This is a genomic window from Myxococcales bacterium, from assembly GCA_016717005.1.
In the GTDB taxonomy this organism is placed as follows: Bacteria; Myxococcota_A; Polyangia; order Haliangiales; family Haliangiaceae; genus UBA2376.
Genome location: JADJUF010000012.1, coordinates 62,147 through 80,612 on the forward strand (window position 1 = coordinate 62,147; position 18,466 = coordinate 80,612).

At 73.8% G+C, this 18,466-nt stretch carries 17 protein-coding genes; 2 read left to right on the forward strand and 15 right to left on the reverse strand.

All coding sequences use genetic code 11. From position 1 onward, the window contains the following. Positions 1–24: 24 nt before the first annotated feature. The 9 genes from IPL61_13485 to IPL61_13525 all read right to left on the reverse strand — a co-directional run bounded on the left by IPL61_13485 (position 25) and on the right by IPL61_13525 (position 10,952). Entirely contained in the window at positions 25–2,124 is a 2,100-nt protein-coding gene (locus IPL61_13485) for a CBS domain-containing protein (GenBank protein MBK9032303.1), read from the reverse strand. Continuing rightward, positions 2,121–2,879 carry a hypothetical protein gene (locus tag IPL61_13490; protein MBK9032304.1) on the reverse strand — a complete coding sequence of 253 codons (759 nt, stop codon included), beginning with the start codon at positions 2,877–2,879 and terminating at the stop codon, positions 2,121–2,123. The genes IPL61_13485 and IPL61_13490 overlap by 4 nt, the downstream gene beginning before the upstream one ends. Beyond that, entirely contained in the window at positions 2,872–4,122 is a 1,251-nt protein-coding gene (locus IPL61_13495) for a hypothetical protein (GenBank protein MBK9032305.1), read from the reverse strand. Before IPL61_13495 ends, IPL61_13490 begins: the two co-directional genes overlap by 8 nt. 11 nt (positions 4,123–4,133) lie before the next feature. Next, complete coding sequence (locus IPL61_13500) at positions 4,134–5,270, reverse strand: DUF3327 domain-containing protein (protein ID MBK9032306.1); 1,137 nt, start codon at positions 5,268–5,270, stop codon at positions 4,134–4,136. Further along, positions 5,267–6,253: a hypothetical protein gene (locus IPL61_13505; protein ID MBK9032307.1), complete on the reverse strand. Its 987-nt coding sequence runs from the start codon at positions 6,251–6,253 to the stop codon at positions 5,267–5,269. The genes IPL61_13500 and IPL61_13505 overlap by 4 nt, the downstream gene beginning before the upstream one ends. Continuing rightward, positions 6,253–7,473: an ATP-grasp domain-containing protein gene (locus tag IPL61_13510; protein MBK9032308.1), complete on the reverse strand. Its 1,221-nt coding sequence runs from the start codon at positions 7,471–7,473 to the stop codon at positions 6,253–6,255. The genes IPL61_13505 and IPL61_13510 overlap by 1 nt, the downstream gene beginning before the upstream one ends. Before the next feature lies 1 nt (position 7,474). Then, positions 7,475–8,932, reverse strand: coding sequence for a glycogen synthase GlgA (glgA, locus tag IPL61_13515; GenBank protein MBK9032309.1), 1,458 nt, complete (start codon positions 8,930–8,932; stop codon positions 7,475–7,477). Between the two features lie 102 nt (positions 8,933–9,034). Continuing rightward, entirely contained in the window at positions 9,035–9,943 is a 909-nt protein-coding gene (locus IPL61_13520; protein MBK9032310.1) for an N-formylglutamate amidohydrolase, read from the reverse strand. A 43-nt stretch (positions 9,944–9,986) separates the two neighbouring features. Then, entirely contained in the window at positions 9,987–10,952 is a 966-nt protein-coding gene (locus tag IPL61_13525; protein ID MBK9032311.1) for an alpha/beta hydrolase, read from the reverse strand. A 63-nt stretch (positions 10,953–11,015) separates the two neighbouring features. Between IPL61_13525 and IPL61_13530 the strand changes: the two genes are divergently transcribed. Beyond that, positions 11,016–11,933 carry a trypsin-like serine protease gene (locus IPL61_13530; protein ID MBK9032312.1) on the forward strand — a complete coding sequence of 306 codons (918 nt, stop codon included), beginning with the start codon at positions 11,016–11,018 and terminating at the stop codon, positions 11,931–11,933. A 60-nt stretch (positions 11,934–11,993) separates the two neighbouring features. Next, a complete protein-coding gene (locus tag IPL61_13535) occupies positions 11,994–12,293 on the forward strand; it encodes a hypothetical protein (GenBank protein ID MBK9032313.1) in 300 nt (99 codons plus the stop codon). Positions 12,294–12,308: 15 nt separating this feature from the next. Here the strand turns inward: IPL61_13535 and IPL61_13540 are convergent, their stop codons facing one another. The 6 genes from IPL61_13540 to IPL61_13565 are packed head-to-tail and all read right to left on the reverse strand — an operon-like array spanning position 12,309 to position 18,457. Beyond that, positions 12,309–13,694: a hypothetical protein gene (locus tag IPL61_13540; protein ID MBK9032314.1), complete on the reverse strand. Its 1,386-nt coding sequence runs from the start codon at positions 13,692–13,694 to the stop codon at positions 12,309–12,311. After that, a complete protein-coding gene (locus tag IPL61_13545) occupies positions 13,691–14,065 on the reverse strand; it encodes an SCP2 sterol-binding domain-containing protein (protein ID MBK9032315.1) in 375 nt (124 codons plus the stop codon). The genes IPL61_13540 and IPL61_13545 overlap by 4 nt, the downstream gene beginning before the upstream one ends. Further along, the gene (locus tag IPL61_13550) at positions 14,058–15,851 is read right to left on the reverse strand and encodes a class I SAM-dependent methyltransferase (protein MBK9032316.1); all 1,794 of its coding nucleotides are present in this window, start codon (positions 15,849–15,851) and stop codon (positions 14,058–14,060) included. The genes IPL61_13545 and IPL61_13550 overlap by 8 nt, the downstream gene beginning before the upstream one ends. Next, entirely contained in the window at positions 15,848–17,011 is a 1,164-nt protein-coding gene (locus tag IPL61_13555; GenBank protein ID MBK9032317.1) for a glycosyltransferase family 1 protein, read from the reverse strand. Before IPL61_13555 ends, IPL61_13550 begins: the two co-directional genes overlap by 4 nt. Continuing rightward, positions 17,011–17,781: an alpha/beta hydrolase gene (locus IPL61_13560; GenBank protein ID MBK9032318.1), complete on the reverse strand. Its 771-nt coding sequence runs from the start codon at positions 17,779–17,781 to the stop codon at positions 17,011–17,013. The genes IPL61_13555 and IPL61_13560 overlap by 1 nt, the downstream gene beginning before the upstream one ends. Next, positions 17,774–18,457 carry an alpha/beta fold hydrolase gene (locus IPL61_13565; protein MBK9032319.1) on the reverse strand — a complete coding sequence of 228 codons (684 nt, stop codon included), beginning with the start codon at positions 18,455–18,457 and terminating at the stop codon, positions 17,774–17,776. The genes IPL61_13560 and IPL61_13565 overlap by 8 nt, the downstream gene beginning before the upstream one ends. Positions 18,458–18,466: the final 9 nt, after the last annotated feature.

An 18,466-nucleotide genomic window follows, 5' to 3' on the forward strand; every position in this document is an offset into this window, starting at 1 on the left:
CGGCGGCGCCGGGCGCGACCGAGGTCACGACGTGGGCGGCGTCGGGTCGCTCGGCGGCGGCGCCGGGTCGGCGGCGGGGGCCGCGGTCTGGCCGCGCGGTGTGTCGAGCGTGCGATCGGCGACGTCGTCATCGGGGCGCACGTCCGCGGCCGCGGCGACGCGGTCGCCGGTGCGGTCGAGGCTGTCGCCGGTGCGGTCGGGGCCGTCGCGCGTGAGCTGCTCCTCGAGCATCTTCGACGCGATGTCCATGAAGTCTTCCTCGGTGACGATGCCGACCAGGCGCTCGTTGTCGACCACCGGCAGGCACCCGACCTTGAGCCGCCGCATCAGCTGCAGCGCCTCGAGCGTGCGCGTCGTCGGCGTGACCGTGGCCGGGTCGCGCTTCATGATCTCGGCGACCGGCGTGCGCCGGCACGAGCCGCCGTTCATGATGAAGCGCAGGACCGCGCGGTGGGTGACGACGCCGACGAGGCGGTGGTCGCGGTCCTCGACCGGCACCTGGCGGATGCGCTCCCAGATCATCAGGTTGGCGACGACCTCGATCGCGTCGTCGGCCTGGACCGTGAACAGGTCGCTGGTCATGTAGTGATCGACCCGGCGGTAGTTCGAGCCGCGGACGTGGGCCTCGTCGAGCCGGGCCCGCTCCCACTCGGCCACCGGCCGGCCGGTGCCCTGCCGCGCCACGGTCGCGGCGACGACCGCGTTGGCGCGCTCGGCCGGGGTCGAGCGATCGCGCAGCGAGTTCCACGACGAGATCTGCCAGCGCGCGCCGGTCCGGGCGGTCTTGACCCGCTCCTCGATCACGCCCAGGTAGCGGCTGACGTCGGCGGGCGCGACGCCCTGGCGGCGCAGGCCGGCCTGGGCCAGCGGCAGCAGGCGCTCGAGCATCAGCTCGCGGGCCGAGATGTCCTCGTGATCGAGCCAGGTGAAGTTGGCGGTGATGCCCTCGCGCGCGGCGGTGTAGAAGTTGGCGCCGGCCTGATCGAAGTCCATGCGGCGCGGGATGTCGTCCTCGCGCGCGCCCATCTCGACCATCAGGCCGCACCACAGCGCGGCGTTGGCGACCTCGTCGAGCGTGCTCGGCCCGGCCGGCATGATCCGGTTCTCGATCCGCAGGTGCGGCTTGCCGTCGCTGATGCCGTAGCAGGCGCGGTTCCAGCGGTAGATCGTGCCGTTGTGCAGGCGCAGCGCCTTGAGCTGCGGGACCTCGCCGCGCGCGAGCATCGCCATCGGATCCTCGTCGAGGTCAGTGCCGACCAGCGGCCGGAACCGGGCGATGTCCTCCTTGAAGATCTCGCTGACCGACTGCCGGACCCAGCGGGTGCCGAAGTTGACCCGGGCCTCGGTCTCGCGCAGGTGGCCGCCGTGGTTGCGGGTGTCGACCGCCTGCCGGAACAGCGCGATGCGGGTCTCGGCCCACAGCCGCTTGCCGAACAGGATGGGCGAGTTCGACGACACCGACATCAGCGGCCCGGCCAGCAGCTGGGCCAGGTTGTAGTAGCGCGCGAACTCGGCCGGGCTCACCTGCAGGTGGACCTGGAAGCTCGAGTTGCAGGCCTCGAGCATCACCGAGTCGTGCTCGATGATCAGCTCGTCGAGGCCGTTGATCGAGAAGTCGAAGCGGCCGTTGCGCAGCTCGGTCAGGACCTTGTTGAGCTGCTGGTAGCGCGCGCTCGGGACCATGCCGTCGAGGCCGAGGTGGCGCTTGCCCATCGTCGGCAGGATGCCCATGAGCACGACGTCCATGCCGAGCTCGCGGGCCGCGGTCCGGGCCTTGCCCACGAGCAGGTCGAGCTGGGCGTGGAGCAGCGACAGGCCGTCGCCGGTGAACACCTGCGGATCGCAGTTGGCCTCGAGCTGGAACTGGCCGAGCTCGGTGGTGTAGTGCGGATCGGGCTTGAGCTTGTCGAGCAGCGCCAGCACGCCGTTGGCCGGCGCCCACTGGTCGTCGATCAGGAACATCTCCTGCTCGGCGCCGATCCGCCGGACGTCGGTCTCGAAGCGGTTCTCGGCGATCATGCGCTCGAGCGCGCGCAGGTCGGCGATGACCGCGCTGGTGAAGGCGCGCTGGCGCTCGGCGTCGAGCGCCCCGTCGGTGTTCTTGTGATCGCGCGTCGAGGTCATCGCGCCCCCTCCCGCAGCCACTGCTCGAGCGTCTGCGGCAGCATCTTGCGCCAGGTCACCCAATCATGATGCCAGTCCGGGCCCCACGAATCGACCTTGTTGGGGATGCCCTGGCGGCCCAGCACCTTGGCCAGGTTCCACGACTCGCCGATGTCCTCGGCCTTGCCCTCGCCCGAGACGATGTGGACGTAGCGGGTCCGCAGCACCTCGAGGTGGCGGCCGCCCAGGGTCGGCACGAAGTGCAGCGGCGACGACACCCAGAAGTGGTCGGTGAACTCGCGGGCGTCGTAGAACCGGCGCAGGTCGTAGGTGCCGCTCATCGCGATCGCGCGGGTGAAGACGTCGGGGAAGCGGCACACGACCGAGGCGGCGTGGAACGCGCCGATCGACGCGCCCGCGGTCCAGATCGGCAGGTCGGCGCTCTTGCAGTCGGCGCGGATCGCCGGCGCGACCTCGTGGCGGACGTACTGCTGGAACTGGTTCTGCAGCCACATCTGGTGCGCGGGCGCGCCCTCGCGGGCCAGGAGCGCGCGGCCGGCGACCGAGTCGCACGAGTAGACCTTGAGCCGGCCGGCGTCGAGCAGCGGCGCCAGCGCGTCCAACATCTGGAAGCGCTCGACCTCCTCGGCGTCGCCGCCCGCGGTCGGGAACAGCAGCAGCGGCTGCCCGATCGTCCCCCACTTGACCAGCGTCACCTCGCGCTCGACCCGCTCGCTGCGCCAGCGCGCGACGACCTTGTCGCCGCGCTCAGCCACGGCGGCCCCCGGCGGTGTCCGCGCGCCACGCCTGGATGCGGCGCCAGAACAGCTCGGTGAACGGCTCGACCTCGTGCTTCGGGAACAGCGCCGCGACCTTGGCCCGGACCGCGGCCTTGGCGACGTCGGTGCCGAAGAAGTCCCAGGCGATCTCGTCGAGGTGGCCGAGGTGCGTGGCGCAGAACTCCTCGAACCGATCGGTCTCGAACCGCTCGGCCGCGATCGCGGCGTAGGCCCGGAGCTTGTCGCGGTACGGGCGGTCGCGGTCGGCGGCGACCTCGTAGAACGGCCCCCAGTCGAGGTTCTTGCGCATCGGCCGCTTGGTGACCGCGCAGAAGATCGACCAGCGCAGGTTGGCCTTGATCAGCCACGGGAAGTGGCGGTGCAGCGAGGTCACCTGCGAGTCGGGGCACGGGTTCGCGAAGTCGATCGGGAACCAGGCGCCGCCCTTGCGCAGCGCCTCGCACGAGTTGAAGTCCCAGCCGAAAAACGCGTTGATCGTGAGCGTCGTGTCGCGCAGGAGCTCGGCCTCGTCGTCGCTGACGAAGTCGGTGGCCTGGGTGTAGCGGTCGTGGAGCGCGGCGTCGGGGTCGTACTTGACCAAGTAGGTCTGGGGGCCCAGGCCGATGCAGCGCACGAAGCTGTCGAACGGGTGGACCGCGGCCTGCAAGTGCATGACGCTCTTGCCGCTCTCCTCGTACCGGGCCCGGAGCGCGGCCTCGTCGGCGCAGCGGCTGACGGCGCGCCAGCCGCCGCCGTCGTACGGCTTCATGAACAGCGGGTACCCGAGCTGCTGGCCGATCGCGCGCAGGTCGAACAGCTTGGCGTAGCGCTTGAGCGTCGGCGCCAGATCCGGCAGCGGCTCGTAGTCCTTGGGCGGCACCATCCACGTGTCGGGGATGGGCATGCCCAGCGCCATCATCGCGCAGTACGAGGTGTGCTTCTCGTTGGACTGCACCGACCACGGGTTGTTGAGGACGTAGAGGCCGTCCATGACGATGGCCTTTTTGATCCACTCGCGGCTGGTGTGGTACCAGTGGGTCAGGCGATCGAGGACGACGTCGTAGCGGCACGGCTGCCGCAGATCGAACGGCTCGATGCTGACGCGCTCGACCTTGACCTCGACCGTGTCGCCTTGCCACGGGATCGCGAGGTCGAGCTTGCCGAGGATCTGCTCGTAGCAGATGGGCCAGCAGATGTCGGCGCCCAGGGACAGACCGATCGTGCGGGTGACGGTGGCCATGCTCTTCTAGCCTACTCGTAGACGAGGAGGAACGGGCCCGGCAGCAGCCACGACAACGCGTCGCGCAGCCGATCGCGCCAGTTCTCCCAGTTGTGGCCGTCGCGGGCTTCCACGTAGCGGACGTCCATGCCTGTGCCGAGCAGCATCGGCACCAGCGATCGGTTCTCGTAGATCAGCGACTCGTACATGCCGCAGCTGACGAAGACCCGCTCGGACACCGCGGTCGGCTCGGCCCGGAACCGGTTCATGAACGCGACCACCGGATCGAACAGCGGGCCGCGGTGGTTGCGGTCGCCGATGTCGGTGAACGCGAAGCTGCCCGACTGCAAGAGCAGCCGGCCGTAGAAGCCGGGGTAGCGGCACGCCGTCGACAGCGCCGCGACCGCGCCGAAGCTGGCGCCCATCAGGCACCGGCTCTGGGGCACGGCCTCGAGCGGGAAGGTCCGCTCGACGAACGGCACCAGCTCCTCGGTCACGTACCGGGCGTGGCGCTCGTCGTCGGCGTACTCGCGCAGGCGATCGGGCGAGCTCGTGAACACGACGATCGCGTCGGCGACCTCGAGCCGATCGGTCAGGTTGTCGAGGATCGTGCCCATCGACGCGTAGCGCAGGTAGTCGTGGCCGTCGTGGACGACCAGCAGCGGGTAGCGGCGGCTGCGCTGGAACCGGGCCGGCACGTACAGGCCGAAGCTGCGGCGTCCGAACGTGCGCGAGTCGAGGAAGATCTCGTCGAGCCGGCCCGGCGGCGCGGTCCGATCGTGGCGGATCCACTCGGGCACCTCGTAGCCGGTGCCGTGGGCGACCGAGTTGGCGCCGAACGGATCGCGGGCCAGGGCCTTGTTGAGCGGATCCTGGATCCACTCGCCGTGGCCGTGGCGCACGATCTCGAGCTTGTACTCGACGCGCGAGCCCGCCGGCAGCTGCATCGTCAGGTGCCAGACGTCGGTGTCGGCGACCCGCGCCAGCGACTGCGACGACGGCAGGCCGAACACCCAGTGCTTGAGGTGCACCGCCTCGGCGTCGCCGCGCCAGACGAACGTGATCGACGGGCCGACCACGACCGGGAACTTGTGGCGCGCGAACCAGGCGTTGACCGCCTCGCGGGTGCGCGGCCCGGCCTCGAGCTCGGCGATCGCGCCGGCGCTCACTGCGGCACCTCGTCGATGCTGTCGCTGGCGGCCTCGGCCCACGGGTCCGGGCGGCGGTGGGTCCAGGCCGGGTCGACGACGCCGTCGGCGCGGAGCAGGCCGCCGTGGCCGCCGATCAGCGCGCCGCCCTCGAACTCGAGCTCGGCGCCGAGGTCCATGCCGACGCACAGGGCCGGGGCCATCCGGCGCGCGAACCGCGCGATCGCCGGGCCGGTGTCGGGGCGCAGCCGGCGGCTGGGATCGGGCATGACCACGACCCCGGGCGCGCGCCCGAGGCCGGCGTCGAGCAGCTGCGCGATGTCGGAGCCGTACGGCGGGTAGTCGTGATAGAGGACGATGCGGTCGGTGAGCACCATCGCGCCGGCGCCCCACGCGATCAAGAGCTTGCCGGCGGCCAGGCCCAGCAGGTCGAACAGCTCGAGCCGGTTGTGCAAGGACGCGACGTGGCCGCCGGCGATGACGACGGCCTCGACCGGGGCCAGCAGCGCCGCCAGCTCGGCCCGGTGGCGCGCCACCACCGGCCGCTCGGTCGGGTGCCACAGCGCCGCGAACGCGGTCCGGACCTGGCCGCACCGGATCAGGTGGTTGTCGTCGAGCTGCCGGAACTGGTCGACCGACACGGCGTCCTCGCCCTCGAGCAGCTCGGGCTCGAAGTAGCGCAGCGCGATCGTCCGGGCCGCGTCCTCGGTCTTCTCGAGCCGGACCCGGTAGCAGCTCTGCATGTGGCGGAGCAGCGACTGCCGCGCCTGGTACGCGGCGGTGAACGCGGGATCGTCGGCGAAGACCGCGCCGGCGCGGGCGTGCAAGGCCAGGTTGACCGCGGGCACGCCGAGGGCCTCGACCAGCGCGGCGTCGTCGGCCTCGCGCTCCTGGTAGCCGGCTCGGACCATCGCCACCGGGCCGCGCAGGCCGCGCGCGCGCACGACCGCGCCGACGTCGGGCGTGGCGTGCTGCGAGCCGAGCACGATCAGATCGGCGGCCATCAGTGCGCGCGGACCTTCAGCGTGCGGCCGACCGCGTCGAGGATCTGCCGCAGGCGATCGTAGTCCTCGTGCTTCATCCGGACCCAGGCGTTGGCCATGTAGCCGGCCTCGACGCCCTGGGTCGGGGTGCCCGGCGGCGGCAGGTGCCAGTCGATCAGGTTGCCGCCGAACGCCTCGCGCACGGCCTCGACGCCGTCGTAGTGGCTGATCCGCCCGTCGCGGTCGGGGCGCAGCGCGATGATGCCGGCGCTGAACCGGCGCGACGGGCGCTGGCTGGGCCGGCCCGCGGCGATCAGCATCGCCCACTCGCGGTACAGGTCCATGTCGTTGGCGACGTTGTAGAGATCCCACGCGCGCACGCCTGGCGGCCGACAGCCGATCTCGGAGAACTTGAGGCCCTTGGGCCCGGCGAACCACTCCATGTGGGTGGCCGAGGTCTCGATGCCGAGCAGCTCGACGACCCGCTGGCCCATGGCCTTGACCTCGCGGTAGCCGTCGGCGCCGATGCGGTTGGTGGTGATGAACTGCGGCGAGATCCAGCGCGTGCGCATGGCCTCGAGCACGTTGGGGTAGTAGTGGGTCGCGAACTCGTGGACCACGCGGCCGCGGAGGGTCAGCGTGTCGAAGAAGCCCTCGTGGCCCTCGATGAACTCCTCGACCGCGATCGAGCGGCCGCGCTCGAGGTGGAGCGCCCGGGCCGCGGCCTCGAGCTCGCCGTCGGTGTCGACCCGGGCCGCGCCCGAGGCGCCGGCGCCGTCGCGCGGCTTGACCAGGATCGGGTAGCCGACGCGCTCGGCGAACGCGCGCAGCTCGGCCATCGAGCCGGCCGCGGTCGAGGCCGCGCACGGCACGCCGCCGGCGCGCAGCACCTCCTTCATGGCCGGCTTGTCGCGGCACAGGAACGCGGTCCGGACGCTGGTGCCGGGGATGCCGGCGGCCTCGCGCACGTGCGCGGTCGGCATGATGTGGGCCTCGACCGAGGCCTCGAGCCGATCGACGTGGGCGTGGCGCTGGATGAAGCGCACCGCGGCCAGCACCTGGGCCTGGTCGGTGACGTTGGTGACCTCCTCGTAGTGGGTCAGCCAGCGGCGCAGGTCGTCGTCGAGCGACGCCTTGCTGCCCTCGCCGATCGCGCTGATCGTCGCGCCGATCTCGGCCAGCGCGCGGATGAACTGCTTCTGGTTGGCGGGGAAGCGGGGCTCGATGAAGACGACGTGCATGTCAGCTCCTCCCGCGGCGGCCGCGGCCCCCGTCGACGAGGCGGGTGTACAGGGTCTCGTAGAGCGCGGTCTGGCGATCCCACGAGAAGTCCTCGGCCATGCCGTTGTCGACCAGGCGCGACCACGCCGGTCGATCGCGGTAGGTCGCGAGCGCGGCCTGGACCGCCCAGCGCACGCCGGCGGCGTCGTGGTGCTCGAACAGGAAGCCGGTGCCGGTGCCGGTGCGCGGGTGCCACGGCCGCACGGTGTCGGCCAGGCCGCCGGTCTTGTGGACGATCGGCACGGTGCCGTAGCGCAGGCTGTAGAGCTGGTTGAGGCCGCACGGCTCGTAGCGCGACGGCATCAGGAACATGTCGGCGCCGGCCTCGATCAGGTGCGCGAGCTTGTTGTTGAAGCCCTGGTAGAAGCAGACCTGGCGCGGGAACGCGCGCTGCAGCCGCGCGAACATGTCCTCGAGGCCGGGCTCGCCGCTGCCGAGCACGGTCAGCTGGAAGCCGTGGCGCTGGAGCAGGCCCGGCATGACCGCGCCCAGCAGATCGAAGCCCTTCTGGCTGACCAGGCGCGAGACGACGCCGATCACCGGGGCCCGCGCGGCGTAGGGCAGGCCGAGCGCCTCGAGCAGCGCCTGCTTGTCGAGCTCCTTGCCGCGGCGATCGGCGGCGCTGTAGCGGGCCGGGATGTAGGTGTCGCGCTCGGGCGACCACTCGTCGTAGTCGACGCCGTTGAGGATGCCGACGACCGTCGAGCTGCGCGCGCGCAGGAAGCCGTCGAGGCCGGCGCCGTGGGCCGGCGTCTGGATCTCCTGCGCGTAGGTCGGGCTCACCGTCGACACGCCGTCGGCGTAGAGGATGCCCTGCAGCAGGAAGTTGACGCGCCCGGCCTGCAAGAGCTCCTGGTGGAACAGGTGCGCGAGGTGGGTCAGGTTGGTGTCGGGGCCGATCGAGGCCGGGAAGCTGCCCTGGTAGTTGAGGTTGTGGATCGTCAGGAGCGACTTGGCGCGCGCGAGCCGCGGGTCGCGCGCGAACGTGGTCTTGAGCAGGAGCGGGATCAGCGCGGCCTGCCAGTCGTGGCAGTGGACGACGTCGGGCGCGAAGTCGAGGCGCTGGCACAGGTGCAGCGCCGCGTACGACAGGGCCAGGAACCGGCGGTGCTCGTCGGCGTCGCTGGTGTAGAGGCGGCCGCGCCCGAACAGCGCCGGGCAGTGGACGAAGTACGTCGGCGGCGCCGCGGCGGTCGTGAAGATCGTGATCGAGTAGCGGTGCTCGCCCAGCGGCAGCAGCAGCTCGACCACCGGGGCGAGCGCGGCGCCGCGGAAGTCGATCGTGTCGTAGAGCGGCACGACCACGCGCACGTCGTGGCCGGCCCGGTGCAGGTGGCGGGGCAGCGCCGCCAGCACGTCGGCGAGCCCGCCGGTCTTGGCGAACGGGGCCAGCTCTGAAGCGACGAACAGCAGCTTCACGTCAGCGGTTGACGATAGCAGAGCGGCTCGATGGGCTGGGCCGCGGTGGCGCGGGAACGGCGGTCGATCGGTCGGTGAACGGCGTCCAGGGGCGCCGGCCGGTCACCACCACGCCGCGATCGCGGTCGCCAGTGGCCGGGCCAGGCGCGCGACCTGGGCCGCGCCGATGCGCATCTCGGCGAACGGCGTGAACGGCTCGGCCAGCAGATCGCGGCGGACCTCGACGCACAGGGTCCGGCCGGGCCGGGCCAGGACGTGGGCGTGGGCCTGGGTGCTGGGGTGGAGCGGGTAGGTCACGCCGGTGGCGACGGCCAGGTCGAGCTCGGCGGCGGCGGCGGTCAGCGCGGCCACGACCGCCGGCGGGGCGTGGTCGACGCCGTCGAGGGTGCGGCCGATGACGTCGAGCGCCGGCCGCAGCGGCCAGGTGTCGACCCGGTCGGCGGCCCAGGCCCGGCGCAGGTTGGGCACGATCTCGAGATCGACCTCGACGTCGACGGTGCGCGGCGCGTAGGTGTGGAGCATCAGCATGGCGCCGTCGGGGGCGAGCGCGGCCGCGGCGGCGGCGACGGTGGCGACGTAGGCGTCGAACGCGCCGCGCAGGAGCGCGCGATCCTCGGCGGTGGTGATCCACGGCATCAGCCCCGGGCCGACCTTGCCGGTGCGGAAGTCCTCCGGCGACGCGTCGATCTGGCGGTTGCAGTCGATGAACGTGCGCGGCACGCGGCACCGCACGATCGCGACCTGGCGGCGGGGCGCGGCCGCGACCACCAGCTCGGCGATCGCGACCGCCAGCTCGGGCGCCCCCGCGTCGGTGTTGACGTGGAAGAAGTCGACGAGGTCGGCCGGCAGCGGGCTGGTGAGCTGGCGCGCGTAGCGGTCGTAGTCGGCGGTGCGGGTGGCGCCGTGCGGGATCTCGATCAGCAGGTCGGGGCCGGCCGCGGCGTCGGCGTCGGCGCCGCGCACGAGCTGGAGGTCGACGACGTCGGGGATCGCGGCGGGCAGCGGGGGCACGGCGCGACCTTGCCACGGATCGCGGCGGCGGGCGCGCGGCTGCCTACGGCTGGCCGCGGACGAAGTCGAGCACCGCCGCGACGAACCGGTCGGCGGCGTCGACGTGCGCGAAGTGCGAGGCCTCGGGTAGGCGCACCAGCCGGGCGTCGGGGATGAGCTCGGCGAAGACGTCGCCGAACCGCGGCGGCACCATCGGATCGCGCTCGGCGTAGACCAGCAGCAGTGGCACCGGGAAGCGCTCGCCGGCGGCGCGGCGCGCGCGCAAGGTCCGGTGGAACTCGCGGATCGGACCGATCGCCATGGTCTCGGCCAGGTGCTTGACGAACGCGCGCGCGCCCTCGGGCGAGGCCAGCTGGCCGCCGTAGATCCGCGCCTCCTCGCGCGACTTGAGCGACTCGTCCCAGTAGTGGACGTTCTTGTGGACCCAGCGCTCGGGATCGCGGCGGGCCGCCCACGCCAGCGCGCGCCACGCGCCCGGCATCGCCAGCGCCGCGCGCAGCGCCCACAGCCGGGCCTCGGGCACGCCCGGCGAGTGCAGGTTGACCAGCCGCGACATGGCGTCCGGTTCGCGCAGCGCCAGGCGCATGCTCAGGTAGCCGCCCATCGAGTTGCCGATGACCGGGCAGCCGCGGATGCCGAGCACGCGCTGGACCGCGCCGAGCCAGATCGCGAGGGCCTCGGGGTGGTACGCGCGATCCTGGGGCCGGTCGCTGTCGCCGTTGCCGGGCAGGTCGGGCATGTACAGCGTGAAGTGCGCGCCGAGCGACGCGAGCACGTACCGCCACGAGTAGCTCGTGGTCATGAGGCCGTGCACCAGCAGCAGCGGCGGCCCGCTGCCGAACGTGCGGACCGCGGCGGTGCAGGCGCCGAGCTCGGCGGTGGTGATCGGGACCCGCGTGAGCTGGGTGTCGGCGAACGGGTGCGGGCGCCAAGGCGTCTCGGGCAGCTCCTCGAAGCGGCCGCGGCGGAACGGCACCAGCGGGCCGAGCTCGGGCGGGCGGGGGACCATGGCCCGACGATACCGCGACGACGGCGCTTGATCGTCGGGGCCGCCCGCGTAGAGTCCGCGGCCATGCGCACCAAGCTCCTGTGCTCCGTGGCGGCCCTGGCGGCGGCCTGCACCGCCGCCGACGATCGGCCGGCCACGACCGCGGCGCCGATCATCGGCGGCGCGGCCTCGCCCGACGACCACGCGGTGGTGTTGCTGGCGTCGTACCCGCCCGATCGCTCGGTGCTGGCGACCTGCACCGCGACCCTCGTGGCGCCCGACGTGCTCTTGACCGCGGCCCACTGCGTCGACACCGCGAACCACCCGGGCTGGATCTTCGGCATGTTCCCCGACGCCGACGCGTCGATCTACCCGACCCTCGTCGCCCTCGAGCCGCACCTCGTGCCGGTGCGCGAGGTCCACGTCCACCCGTCCTACGACCCGTCGCCGCCGTTCACCGCCGACATCGCGGTCGCGCTGCTCGCGACGCCGAGCACGATCACGCCGCTGCCGATCCGGCGGACGGCGCTGACCGCCGCGATGGCCGGGCAGGCGGCCCGGATCATCGGCTACGGCCAGGCCACCGTCGGCGTGCCCAGCATGACCCGGCGCCAGGCCTCGACGGTGATCGCCGGCCTCGACGCCGGTGACACGGTCCGGGTCGGCGACCCGCAGCACCTGACCTGCCTGGGCGACTCGGGCGGGCCAGCGACGATCATGGAGGGCGGCGTCGAGACCGTCATCGGCGTCGACTCGTACGCCGACAACGGCAACTGCGACTCGCCGGCGCACTTCCGGCGCACCGACGCCCACCGCTCGTTCCTCGAGACCTACGTCGGCGCGGCCCCGGGCCCCGACGCCGGCACCGGCGCTGGAGCTGACGCGGGCACCGAGGGTGGCGGCGACGACAGCGGCGGCTGCGCGACCGGCGGCGGCTCGTCGACCGGCGGCGCGCTGATCGTCGGGCTCGGGCTGGCGCTGCTGCGCCGCCGTCGGCGCTGATCGCGATCCCGGGCGTCGTTCGCGCTTCCCCCGACCGACGATCCGCGCTCCACTGCCGCGATGGGCAAGGTCGATGACATGCGACGGCTGCGCGAGGCGCAGCACCGGCAGCGGCAGGCGCCCGCGGCCGCGCGCGGCGCGGCGGCGGCGGTTCCGGATGCGGCCGCGCCGGCCGACGGCGACGGCGCCGAGGGTGCCGACGAGGGCGACGGCGGCGACGCGCCCGAGCTGGACCTGGAGGCCTCGTCGGGCAAGTGCTCGTCGTGCGGCAAGGTCAAGGCGATGAACCGTGGCGTCGTGGTCGATCACCAGAAGGGCCTGGGCAAGCGCTGCCCGGGCTCGCGCAAGCCGCCGGCGTGACCGCCGCGGCGCGCGTCAGCGGGTGAACGTCGTCGACGCGCCGCTGGCCCGGGCCAGGCCGACGGTGAGGTCGGTGACCAGGAACTGCGCCGGATCGAAGTCGGCGACGTCGACGGTGGTGACGTCGAGCGTGACCGAGCCGCTGAGCGGATCGGGGCTGATCGGCGGCAAGCGGAACGACGACGAGCCGTCGAGCACGGTGACGACCCAGGCCGGGCTGCCGCCGGTCGAGAAGCTGGCGTAGGCGAGCGAGGTGCCGGCGCCGGCGCCGAACGAGAACGTGCCGCCGGCGGTCGAGACGCCGGTGGGCGCCGGCAACCACGCGGGCAGCGCCGCGCTGCCGGGGTTGGCGACCGCGACGAAGCTCGACGAGTACGGCGCGGTGGCGGTGGCGGTGGGCGTGGCCAGGCCGACCAGGCGGTACGACCCGGCGAAGGCGCCGCTGGCCGCGAGCACCTGCGTCGACGGGCTCGCGGCGGTGACCGCGGGCAGCGGGAACACGATCTGGCCGTTGGCGCCGGTGTCGAGCATCGGGATCGCGAGCGCGTGGCCGAGGCCGGGGGCCGCGGCCGGGAACTGCACGGTCATGCTGGTGCGGCCGCCGGCGGGGACGATCGCCAGGCTCTCGCCGGCGACCTGCTGGCCGGCGCTGAGCGTCATCGGCGAGCCGGCCGCGAAGCCGATCAGCGTGTAGGTGTCGTCGGCGGCGTCGGTGGTGCCGCGCGAGTCGCCGTCGACGATCACCGCGGTGTGGAGCTGGGCGCCGGTGCGCGCGTTCATCTCCCAGGCGCAGCTGCCGCCGAGCCCGGAGTTGACGCAGGTGTTCTGCGGCGTGCCGCCCGAGGTCGGCTGGGGGATGCGGTTGTCGGCGGCGCTGGGATCGCTGGTGAACGAGTAGGTGACGACCGCGAGCGTGTAGTGGCCGAACGACGGCCCGGGCAGGCTGCCCCAGCCGGCGATCGTGCCGGTGACGCGGGCCATCGGCGTCGCCGCCGGGCGGCGGGCCAGCGGGATCGTGACGTTGCCGCCGGGCACGCCGAGCCAGGTGGCGGCGGTGCGGCCGCCGGCGGTGGCGGTGATGGTCTGCGGGCCGGTGATGGTGGCGTCGCGGAAGGTCGCGAGGCCGGTGCCGTCGGTGGTGGCGTCGAGCTGGACCGCGCCGCCGGCGCCGCCGAGGTGGACGGCCGCGCCGACGACCGGCGTCGAGCCGCCGGGCTCGACCACGAACACGTTGACCACGCCGTCGATCGGCGCCGAGGTGGCGCCGCCGCCCGGGATCAAGATCGGCGGCAGCACGCCGTCGGACGGCGGGCCGTCGGTGACGTCGTCGCCGCTGCCGCTGGGGCCGCAGGCGGCGGTGAGCGCGAGCGCGAGCAACAGCGTCGAGAAGGTGCGTGTCATGAGCCCTCGTGCTTGAGATTGCGTCCGACCTTGAGCAGCGTGCCGAGGCTGCCGCGGGCCTTGATCTTGCCGCGCAGCAGGGCCCCCGGGATGCCGATGCGACCTTCGCGCAGTTTGCGGAAGGTGTCGACCGTCATGGCGATCGTGAACGACGGCTTGGCGTGGGGGCCGCGGGCGACCTCGACCTGACCGTCGCCCATGGTCACCTGCCAGGTGCCGCCGCGCTCGCCGGCCAGCTCGATCTGCGCGATCGCGTGATCGCGCCCGACCTGGGCCCGGTAGGCCGGGTGCGCGGCGAGCTGCGCCGGGATCCACTCCATGAAGAAGCGGTCGGGCTCGTCGAGGAACGGGTGCGCGGTCGGCTCAGCCATCGCGGCGCGCCAGGACCCGGTAGGTGTTGGAGCGCTTGCCGCGCTTGACGAACGGCGTGATCACGCGATCGACCAGGATGCCGAGGATGATCAGCGGCGAGCCCAGGGTCCAGACCAGGCCGCGGCGCACGCGCGCCAGGGTCGAGCGCGGCCGCCACGGCTGCAGCGGCGGCGGCGCCAGGCGCCCGAGCAGCAGGAACGCGGCGAACAGGAAGTCGACGCGCTGGTGGGCCGAGCCGCGGTGCCACGCGAGCGGCGTGAACCCGGCCTCGCGCAGCAGGCGCTCGAGGTTGCCGACCGACAGCAGGTGCTGGTGCTGGGGCTGGAACCACGGCAGCCAGTAGGTGCCGAGCAGCGTGCCGAGGCCGAACTCGGGATCGGGCACCTCGATCATCAGGTGGCCGCCGGGCGTGAGGGTGGTGTGCGCGGCCGCGAGCTCCTCGCGCGGCTCGCGGGTGTGCTCGAGGTAGTGGGCCATGCTGACGACCTCGTAGCTGCCGGCCAGCTCGGCGGCGAGCTCCGGGAACAGGCCGTGGAAGCCGTGATCGATCCAGCGGCGCCGCAGCGCCTCGTCGACGCTGTCGCTGAGGTCGAGGCCGTCGAAGCGGGTGCCGGGCAGCTCGTCCCGCGCGCTCAGGCAGAAGTGGCCGTGGCCGCAGCCGACGTCGAGCCAGCGCGCCGGCGTCGTCACGTCCTTGACCATGCGCGCGCGCGCGAGGTAGCCGGCGCCCGACAGCCCGAAGATGAACGCGATGCCGGCCTCGCCGAGGCCGTCGTAGAAGTCCTTGTAGTAGTAGTTGAGCCCGGCGATCGACAGGCGCGGGTTCTGGAAGACGTGGCCGCAGGCCGTGCAGCGATCGAGCACGAACCGGCCGGGCTTGTGCTGGAGCAGATCGCGGAAGCGCAGGTGCACCTTCAGCGCGGGCTCGGCGCACACCGGGCAGGTGTCGCGGCGCGGCTCGAAGAACGTGTCGGCGGTGGTGGCCAGCTCGGCGTAGACGGCGCGGCGGCGCTCGACCGGATCGGGCCCGGCGTCGGGGCGCCACCGGCCCAGCAACGTGCGCGCGAACAGGTACAGCTCGACCGGCGCGCGCAGCAGGGTGACGAGCGCCAGATCCCGCGACCGCACCTTGGTGGCGGCGATCGAGATCAGCGGCTGCAGGTGCCACAGCCCGAGCGTGACGCCGCCAGCGATCGGCGCGAGCCAGACGCCGACCGCCATGATCGCGAAGAACAGCGGCTGCAGGATCAGCGCGACCGGCGTCGACGGGCCCAGCAGCGCGCGCACGACGGCGCGGCGGCGCGACAGGTCCTCGCGGCCGGCGCGGGCCGACGGCGCGACCGCCAGGTCGGTGGTGGCGGTGGCGTACTGCTTGAGCCGGGCGGCCAGGCGCAAGAACGCGACCTCGTCGGCGGGCGGCTCGGCGCGGGCCCGCTCGGCGACCTCGGCGGTGCACAGGAGCGCGTAGCTGGCGGTGCGTCCGACCGCGAGCCGGTCGGCGCGGTAGGTGGCGGGATCGACGAGCTGGGCCAGGCTGAGCGCGGCGATGGTCGGCAGGTCGCCGGGGATCACGTCGACGACCTCGAGGCCGTGCGCGGTGGCGTGGGCGCTCGCGGCCCGGCGGGTGGCGTCGTCGAGGGTCACCCCGGGCGCGGTGAAGAACCGGTGGTCGGCGGCGACCGGCGCGTCGGACGGCGCCATCGTGGTGAGGGCGGCGAGGCGGCCGCGCATGCGCAGGGCCGACAGCGCGAACAGCGCGGCGAGGGGAATCAGGACCCAGATCATGCGAGCAGCTCCTCGAGCGCGGTGGCGGCGGCGGCGGCGCCGCCGGCGGCGGCGAACGATGCCTGCACCGCGCGGGCGGCGGTGCGAAACGGAGGTTCGTCGAGCACGCGCCGGACCGCGGCCGCGAGCTCGGGCGCGGTGACCCGGCCGAACTTGACGCGCAGCCCGGCGCCGGCGGCGACGACCTGATCGGCGACGATCGGCTGGTCGTCCTTGATCGGCGCGATCACCAGCGGCAGGCCCTGGGCCAGGGCCTCGCACACGGTGTTGTGGCCGCCGTGGCACACGACCGCGTCGACCTCGCGCAGGAGCGCGAGCTGCGGCACGTAGCGCTGGCACAGCACGTTGGCCGGCAGCGGGCCGACGCGCTCGGGCGGCGCCACCAGGATCACCTGCAGCGGCTGCTCGGCCAGCGCGGCGATCGCGGTGGCGTAGAAGCGAGTGGCGGCGTCGACGTTGACCGTGCCGACGGTGACCAGCACGCGCGGGCGCGGGCCCAGCGCCGCCCACGGGAACGACGCCGGCTCGGGGCGGTCGCTCACCGACGGCCCGACGAACCGGTAGTGGGCCGGGAAGCCCTCGGCCGGGCCGACCAGGGCCGGCGTCGTGAACGCGATCACCCGGTGCGGCGACAGCTCGCCGCCGTCGCCGGCCGGCGGCAGGCCGGCCTCGCGCTCGAGGTCGGCGAACAGCTCGCCGAGCCAGCGCTTCACCTGCGGCAGCGCCGCGAGCGGATCGGTGACGCCGGCCGAGGTGGTCGCGGTCGTGGCCCACGGCAGCCCGGCGGCGCGCGCGACCAGGCCGCCGGCCACCGCTTGCTGATCGACCACGAGCAGCTCCGGCCGGTAGTCGGCGACCGCGGCCGTCAGCGCCGGGCGCATCGATCGCGCCAGCGGGATCAAGAAGTCCTCCCACAGGAACTTGAGCGCGGCCGCGCCGCGGACCGCGCGGGCCTTGTCGGTGACGTCGGCGGCGTGGGCGGCGTCGACCCGCTCGGGCATCGGCAGGATCCGCGCGTCCGCGGGCAAGAGCGGCCGCACCGCGCCCGGGTGCGCGGCCCACGCGACCTCGTGGCCCCGGGCCGCGAGCGCGCGCGCCACCGACACCGTCGGGTTGACGTGGCCGGTCAGCGGCGGCACGACGAACAGGATCCGCGCCATCAGCGCGCCTCCAGCCAGGCGACGACCCGCGCGCGCACCAGCGCCGTGGCCTCCCACAGGATCGAGTGGGTGCAGCCGGGCACGATCTCGAGCGTGGCGGCGGGCAGCGCCGCGGCCAGGGCCTCGCCGCGCGCGCGCACGTCGGAGTCGGCGCCGTAGAGCAAGAGCGCCGGCGCGGTGATCGTGGCCAGCGCGGCCAGCGCCAGCGGCGGCGACGCGGCGAGGTCGGCGACCAGCGTCGTGTCCTCGACCAGCGCCCGCGCGTGCTCGGCCAGGCGCGTGCGCTTGCGCTCGCTGTGGCGGCCCAGCCAGGCCTGGAACGACGCCGCGATCTTGGCGTCGCGGGCCTGGCCCTGGAGCCCGAGCGTCGACGCCATCTGCGCGGCCCAGCCGTCGGTGCCGTCGTGGGCGTCGATCAGCACCAGCGACGCGACCCGGGCCGGGTGCGCGGCCGCGAACGCCAGCGCCACCAGCCCGCCGAAGCTGTTGCCGACGACGTCGATCGGCGCCTCGGGCGAGACCACGTCGGCGAGCCCGGCCAGCTCCGCCACGAAGTCGGCGAGGGCGTAGCCGGTGGCGGGCCGGGCCGACAGGCCGTGGCCGCGCAGGTCGTAGAGCGCGACCGCGCGGTGGGCCGCGGCCGGGGTCGCCAGCGTGAAGTAGAACGACGACAGGTTGTCCATCACCAGGCCGTGGACGAACACCGCGGCGCGGCCGGCGCCGAGCCGCTGCACGTGCAGGCGGACGCCGTCGACGACGACGTCAGCCATCGAGGTGCTCCACGATCAGCGCGGTGAGCGCGTCCCGGGCGTCGAGGTGCAGGTAGTGGCCGCCGGGCAGGACCGCGAGGCGCCCGCGCGCGAGGCCGGCGGCGAGGCGCTGGCCGGCCGCCAGGCACGACGAGCGATCGCCGTAGACGCACAAGGTCGGCGCGGCGATCGCCGCCAGCTCGGCGGCGGTGAGATCGGGCTCGGCCTGCAGGTCGGCCAGGAGCGTGGTGTCGTAGGCCAGCGCGCGCAGGGTCGCGAGCAGCCGCCCGGCCTGGCGCCGGCCGCCGGCGAGCGCGTCCTGCAGGCTCGGCGGCAGCGCCGCGATCATCTCGGCCGGGCTGGCGCCGAGGAAGCCGTGGTGCTCGGCGAACTGCGCCGGCGGCAGCGGCGCCTCGACCACGACCAGGCGGCGCACGCGGTCCGGATGCCGCCGCGCGAACGCGAGCGCGACCAGCGCGCCGTAGCTGTGGCCGACCAGATCGATCGGCCCCGGCAGATCGGCGGAGACCGCCGCGAGGTCCTCCGCCATCGTCGCGGTGTCGTAGCCGGTGGCCGGGCGCGCGCTCTTGCCGTGGCCGCGTAGATCGTAGAGCCGGACCGCGTGGGCGCGCGCCAGCGTCGGCGCCGCCGTGAAGTACCAGGACGCCAGCGTGCCGACGACGAGGCCGTGCAGCATCACCACCGC

What these genes read in the sequence shown, in the direction of transcription:
- IPL61_13485 (MBK9032303.1), bottom strand. Translation starts at nt 2,124, where the DNA reads ATGACCTCGACGCGCGATCACAAGAACACCGACGGGGCGCTCGACGCC.
- IPL61_13495 (MBK9032305.1), bottom strand. Translation starts at nt 4,122, where the DNA reads ATGGCCACCGTCACCCGCACGATCGGTCTGTCCCTGGGCGCCGACATC.
- IPL61_13505 (MBK9032307.1), bottom strand. Translation starts at nt 6,253, where the DNA reads ATGGCCGCCGATCTGATCGTGCTCGGCTCGCAGCACGCCACGCCCGAC.
- IPL61_13510 (MBK9032308.1), bottom strand. Translation starts at nt 7,473, where the DNA reads ATGCACGTCGTCTTCATCGAGCCCCGCTTCCCCGCCAACCAGAAGCAG.
- IPL61_13525 (MBK9032311.1), bottom strand. Translation starts at nt 10,952, where the DNA reads ATGGTCCCCCGCCCGCCCGAGCTCGGCCCGCTGGTGCCGTTCCGCCGC.
- IPL61_13530 (MBK9032312.1), top strand. Translation starts at nt 11,016, where the DNA reads ATGCGCACCAAGCTCCTGTGCTCCGTGGCGGCCCTGGCGGCGGCCTGC.
- IPL61_13535 (MBK9032313.1), top strand. Translation starts at nt 11,994, where the DNA reads ATGGGCAAGGTCGATGACATGCGACGGCTGCGCGAGGCGCAGCACCGG.
- IPL61_13540 (MBK9032314.1), bottom strand. Translation starts at nt 13,694, where the DNA reads ATGACACGCACCTTCTCGACGCTGTTGCTCGCGCTCGCGCTCACCGCC.
- IPL61_13545 (MBK9032315.1), bottom strand. Translation starts at nt 14,065, where the DNA reads ATGGCTGAGCCGACCGCGCACCCGTTCCTCGACGAGCCCGACCGCTTC.
- IPL61_13550 (MBK9032316.1), bottom strand. Translation starts at nt 15,851, where the DNA reads ATGATCTGGGTCCTGATTCCCCTCGCCGCGCTGTTCGCGCTGTCGGCC.
- IPL61_13555 (MBK9032317.1), bottom strand. Translation starts at nt 17,011, where the DNA reads ATGGCGCGGATCCTGTTCGTCGTGCCGCCGCTGACCGGCCACGTCAAC.
- IPL61_13560 (MBK9032318.1), bottom strand. Translation starts at nt 17,781, where the DNA reads ATGGCTGACGTCGTCGTCGACGGCGTCCGCCTGCACGTGCAGCGGCTC.
- IPL61_13565 (MBK9032319.1), bottom strand. Translation starts at nt 18,457, where the DNA reads ATGCTGCACGGCCTCGTCGTCGGCACGCTGGCGTCCTGGTACTTCACG.